A 5378-nucleotide genomic window follows, 5' to 3' on the forward strand; every position below is an offset into this window, starting at 1 on the left:
CCTTAACGCTCTCCATCTTCGAGCCAGCACTCATTATTACGATGGCACTGATCGTCCTGTTTATTGTCGTGTCGGTACTCCAACCTCTTCTTCAACTTAACTCAATGATTAATTAAGGAAAGCATATGCGCGCAACGGATAAGCAACGCGGTTTTACATTACTGGAAATTATGGTGGTGATCGTCATTATCGGCGTACTTGCCAGCCTGGTGGTTCCTAACCTAATGGGCAATAAAGAAAAGGCGGATAAGCAAAAAGCCGTCAGCGATATTGTGGCGCTGGAAAACGCCCTTGATATGTACAAACTCGACAATCATCACTATCCAACCACAAATCAGGGGCTTGAATCCTTAGTAGAAGCGCCGACACTGCCACCGCTGGCCGCAAACTATAACAAGGAAGGTTATATCAAGCGTCTGCCTGCCGATCCCTGGGGCAATGATTATGTCCTCGTTAATCCTGGTGAACATGGTGCATACGATCTGCTTTCAGCAGGGCCCGATGGTGAAATGGGAACCGAGGACGACATCACCAACTGGGGTTTGAGCAAGAAGAAAAAGTAAGTCAGCGATGAATCAGCAACGCGGGTTTACCCTGCTGGAGATGATGCTGGTGCTGGCGCTGGTCGCTATCACGGCAAGCGTGGTGCTCTTCACATATGGCCGGGAGGATGTCGCCAGCACTCGTGCGCGCGAAACAGCGGCGCGGTTTACCGCTGCACTTGAATTAGCCATCGACCGCGCCACGCTCAGTGGTCAGCCTGTCGGTATCCATTTCTCTGATTCAGCATGGCGCATTATGGTACCGGGCAAAACACCATCAGCCTGGCGCTGGGTTCCATTACAAGAAGATGCCGCAGACGAGAGCCAAAATGACTGGGATGAAGAACTCTCAATTCATCTTCAGCCATTTAAACCTGATGACAGCAACCAGCCACAGGTTGTGATTCTGGCCGACGGACAAATCACGCCCTTCTCTTTGTTGATGGCTAACGCCGGGACCGGTGAGCCGCTCCTGACGTTAGTCTGTTCAGGCTCATGGCCCCTGGATCAAACGCTCGCCAGAGATACCCGCCCATGAACAAACAATCAGGGATGACACTGCTTGAAGTCTTACTGGCGATGAGTATTTTCACCGCTGTTGCTCTGACTTTAATGAGCAGTATGCAAGGGCAACGAAATGCCATCGAGCGAATGCGTAACGAGACGCTGGCATTGTGGATAGCGGATAACCAGCTTCAGTCACAAGATTCATTCGGCGAGGAAAACACGTCCAGTTCTGGCAAAGAGTTAATAAATGGCGAAGAGTGGAACTGGCGCAGCGATATCCACTCAAGCAAAGACGGCACGCTTCTGGAACGCACCATAACGGTGACATTACCCAGCGGTCAGACAACCTCGCTTACGCGTTATCAAAGCATCGATAATAACTCCGGGCAGGCACAAGATGATTAATCGCCAGCAGGGTTTCACATTGCTGGAGGTCATGGCGGCGCTGGCGATTTTCTCAATGCTTAGCGTGCTGGCGTTTATGATTTTTTCGCAAGCTTCCGAGTTGCATCAACGCTCACAGAAAGAAATCCAGCAGTTCAATCAGCTACAGCGCACCATCACCATTCTTGATAACGATCTCCTGCAACTGGTCGCCCGGAGGAATCGGAGTACGGACAAAATCATGGTGTTGGGTGAAGAAGCTATTTTTACCACGCAAAGTCGCGATCCGCTGGCTCCTCTCAGTGAAGCACAAACCTTACTCACTGTTCACTGGTATCTGCGAAATCATACGCTCTACCGTGCTGTTCGTACTTCTGTGGATGGCAGGAAGGATCAACCCGCCCAGGCGATGCTGGAACATGTCGAGAGCTTTCTTCTGGAAAGTAACAGCGGGGAAAGCCAGGAACTTCCTCTCTCAGTCACGTTACATCTGCAGACTCAGCAATATGGGGGGTTACAGCGCCGTTTTGCATTACCTGAGCAGTTAGCGAGAGAAGAGTCGCCAGCTCAGACGCAGGCCGGGAATAATAACCATGAATAATGAACAACGCGGCGTCGCGCTGCTCATTGTACTCATGTTACTGGCGCTCATGGCTGCTCTGGCAGCAGACATGACGCTCAGTTTTCACAGCCAGCTTCAGCGAACCCGCCAGGTAAACCATCATCTGCAACGGCAATATGATATTGAACTGGCGGAGAAACTTGCGCTTGCCAGCCTCACCCAGGACGTTAAAGATAACGACAGACAGACCACGTTGCAGCAGTACTGGGCACAGCCACAACAGTTGCAGCTGGAAGATGGCAATACAGTGAAGTGGCAGTTACGCGATGCCCAGCACTGTTTTAATCTCAATGCGTTAGCAAAAATCTCTGACGACCCGCTGGCTTCCCCTGATTTCCCCGCCCAGGTATTCAGTGCGCTGCTGATTAACGCCGGTATCGATCGCGGAAACACCGATGAGATCGTGCAATCAATCGCTGACTATATTGATGTCGATGACTCACCACGCTTTCACGGCGCAGAAGATAGCTTTTACCAAAGCCAGACGCCGCCCCGGCATAGTGCCAATCAGATGCTTTTTCTGACTGGCGAATTACGTCAGATAAAAGGCATAACCGAAAACATCTATCAGCGGCTTATCCCGTATGTCTGCGTTCTCCCGACCACGGAACTTAGCATCAATCTTAATATGCTAACGGAGAACGATATTCCGCTCTTCAGAGCGTTATTCCTCAATAACATCACGGATGCTGACGCTCGGGTCTTATTGCAAAAAAGGCCGAGGGAAGGCTGGCTAACCACGGATGCATTTCTTTACTGGGCGCAGCAGGATTTCTCCGGTGTGAAGCCACTGGTTGCTCAGGTGAAAAGGCATCTCTTTCCCTATAGCCGCTATTTTACGCTGAGTACGGAAAGTATCAGCGACGAACAATCCCAGGGATGGCAAAGCCATATTTTTTTCAACCGTAAACAGCAGAGCGCCCAAATCTATCGGCGTACGCTGCAACTCTACTAATCATAAGGATCGTGATGCCTGAATCGTTGATGGTCATACGTTCTTCCTCGACGCTGCGTAAGCATTGGGAATGGATGACGTTCTCCGCAGATAGCGTATCTTCGGTACATACGCTCACGGACGATCTTCCGCTGGAGTCGCTGGCCGATCAGCCCGGTGCCGGAAATGTTCATCTTTTGATCCCACCAGAGGGCCTTTTATATCGTTCCCTCACGCTGCCCAACGCCAAATACAAACTCACCGCACAAACATTACAATGGCTGGCAGAGGAGACGTTACCCGACAACACCCAGGACTGGCACTGGACGGTTGTCGATAAACAAAACGAAAGTGTCGAGGTGATAGGCATTCAGTCGGAGAAACTCAGTCGCTATCTTGAGCGTTTACATACTGCCGGACTCAACGTGACGCGGGTTTTGCCAGATGGCTGCTATCTTCCCTGGGAAGTAGATAGCTGGACTCTGGTTAACCAGCAAACAAGCTGGCTCATTCGCAGTGCCGCACATGCCTTCAACGAACTGGATGAACACTGGTTACAGCATCTTGCTGCCCAGTTTCCGCCTGAGAATATGCTTTGTTATGGTGTAGTACCTCACGGCGTTGCAGCGGCCAATCCACTTATCCAGCATCCTGAAATACCATCACTGAGTTTGTATTCTGCCGATATTGCATTCCAGCGCTATGACATGCTGCATGGTATTTTTCGTAAACAGAAAACTGTAAGCAAATCGGGAAAATGGCTCGCCCGCCTGGCAGTAAGCTGTCTCGTTCTCGCCATTCTTTCTTTTGTTGGCAGCCGGAGCATCGCGCTCTGGCATACGCTTAAGATTGAAGATCAACTTCAGCAACAACAGCAAGAAACCTGGCAACGTTATTTCCCGCAGATCAAACGCACCCACAATTTTCGTTTTTACTTTAAGCAGCAACTCGCTCAGCAATATCCTGAAGCTGTGCCGTTGCTCTATCATTTACAAACACTTCTGCTGGAACACCCTGAACTGCAGTTAATGGAGGCGAACTATAGCCAGAAGCAAAAGTCGCTGACCTTAAAAATGAGTGCTAAGAGTGAAGCTAATATCGATCGTTTCTGTGAGTTAACACAGTCCTGGCTTCCGATGGAAAAAACAGAAAAAGATCCGGTCAGTGGTGTATGGACAGTAAGGAACTCAGGGAAATGATTAAATCATGGTGGGCAGAAAAATCCACATCGGAAAAACAGATCGTTGCGGCACTGGCGGTTCTCTCGCTCGGCGTTTTTTGTTGGCTTGGGGTGATAAAACCGATAGATACCTACATTGCAGAGCATCAGTCCCACGCGCAAAAAATTAAGAAGGACATCAAATGGATGCAGGATCAAGCGAGCACCCATGGTTTACTCGGTCATCCTGCGCTTACGCAGCCCATCAAAAATATCCTTCTCGAGGAAGCAAAACGTGAGAATTTGGCTATCACGCTGGAAAACGGCCCGGACAATACTCTGACAATTCATCCTGTCACAGCTCCCCTCGAAAACGTCTCCCGCTGGCTCACTACGGCACAGGTAACATACGGTATTGTTATTGAAGACCTTCAGTTTACTCTTGCCGGAAACGAAGAGATCACCCTCAGGCATTTGTCCTTCAGGGAGCAACAATAATGACAATGCTACTGCCGCTCTTCATTCTGGTTGGTTTTATTGCAGGTTATTTTGTTAATGCCATCGCCTATCACCTCTCGCCGTTGGAGGATAAAACGGCGTTAACGTTTCGCCAGGTATTGGTTCATTTCAGGCAAAAAAAATATGCCTGGCATGATACAGTGCCCCTGATACTTTGTGTTGCTGCTGCTATCGCCTGCGCCCTGGCACCTTTCACGCCCATCGTGACTGGCGCACTCTTTCTCTATTTCTGTTTCGTACTCACGCTCAGTGTTATTGATTTTCGCACTCAGCTCCTGCCCGACAAACTCACCTTACCGCTGCTCTGGCTTGGCTTGGTATTTAATGCGCAGTATGGATTAATTGATTTACATGATGCGGTTTACGGCGCGGTAGCGGGCTATGGGGTGCTGTGGTGTGTTTACTGGGGCGTCTGGTTAGTTTGTCACAAAGAGGGATTGGGCTACGGTGATTTCAAGCTACTGGCCGCTGCAGGCGCATGGTGTGGCTGGCAAACGTTGCCAATGATACTGCTGATTGCCTCGCTGGGTGGCATTGGTTACGCCATCGTTTCACAACTTCTGCAACGCCGGACTATAACCACTATCGCATTCGGCCCGTGGCTTGCGCTCGGCAGCATGATAAACCTGGGGTATCTGGCCTGGATCTCTTATTAACCGGGAGGGTTCTCCCTCCCGACACGGCTCAACCTTCTTCGCGGATCTGTGCTTG

At 50.1% G+C, this 5378-nt stretch carries 9 protein-coding genes; all 9 read left to right on the top strand.

Annotated elements, in window-relative coordinates; all coding sequences use genetic code 11:
• A partial coding sequence (locus RTW80_RS22175) for a hypothetical protein (protein ID WP_312720215.1) occupies positions 1-116 on the top strand: 116 nt, incomplete at its 5' end.
• 9 nt (positions 117-125) lie between these two features.
• A complete protein-coding gene (gene gspG, locus RTW80_RS22180) occupies positions 126-563 on the top strand; it encodes a type II secretion system major pseudopilin GspG (RefSeq protein ID WP_001202874.1) in 438 nt (145 codons plus the stop codon).
• Positions 564-570: 7 nt separating this feature from the next.
• Positions 571-1080, top strand: coding sequence for a type II secretion system minor pseudopilin GspH (gene gspH / locus RTW80_RS22185; protein ID WP_001076046.1), 510 nt, complete (start codon positions 571-573; stop codon positions 1078-1080).
• A complete protein-coding gene (gspI, locus tag RTW80_RS22190) occupies positions 1077-1454 on the top strand; it encodes a type II secretion system minor pseudopilin GspI (RefSeq protein WP_160192325.1) in 378 nt (125 codons plus the stop codon). The genes gspH and gspI overlap by 4 nt, the downstream gene beginning before the upstream one ends.
• The gene (gspJ, locus tag RTW80_RS22195) at positions 1447-2034 is read left to right on the top strand and encodes a type II secretion system minor pseudopilin GspJ (protein WP_000610634.1); all 588 of its coding nucleotides are present in this window, start codon (positions 1447-1449) and stop codon (positions 2032-2034) included. Before gspI ends, gspJ begins: the two co-directional genes overlap by 8 nt.
• Positions 2027-3010 carry a type II secretion system minor pseudopilin GspK gene (gene gspK / locus RTW80_RS22200; RefSeq protein WP_001058522.1) on the top strand — a complete coding sequence of 328 codons (984 nt, stop codon included), beginning with the start codon at positions 2027-2029 and terminating at the stop codon, positions 3008-3010. Before gspJ ends, gspK begins: the two co-directional genes overlap by 8 nt.
• A gap of 14 nt (positions 3011-3024) precedes the next feature.
• Positions 3025-4188 carry a type II secretion system protein GspL gene (gspL, locus tag RTW80_RS22205; RefSeq protein WP_001115238.1) on the top strand — a complete coding sequence of 388 codons (1164 nt, stop codon included), beginning with the start codon at positions 3025-3027 and terminating at the stop codon, positions 4186-4188.
• On the top strand, positions 4185-4646 hold the full coding sequence (gene gspM, locus RTW80_RS22210; RefSeq protein WP_001295161.1) for a type II secretion system protein GspM: 462 nt from the start codon (positions 4185-4187) through the stop codon (positions 4644-4646). The genes gspL and gspM overlap by 4 nt, the downstream gene beginning before the upstream one ends.
• Positions 4646-5323: a prepilin peptidase GspO gene (gspO, locus tag RTW80_RS22215; protein WP_000178161.1), complete on the top strand. Its 678-nt coding sequence runs from the start codon at positions 4646-4648 to the stop codon at positions 5321-5323. Before gspM ends, gspO begins: the two co-directional genes overlap by 1 nt.
• Positions 5324-5378: the final 55 nt, after the last annotated feature.

Source organism: Escherichia sp. AM3 (assembly GCF_032029835.1).
Taxonomy (GTDB): Bacteria; Pseudomonadota; Gammaproteobacteria; order Enterobacterales; family Enterobacteriaceae; genus Escherichia; species Escherichia coli.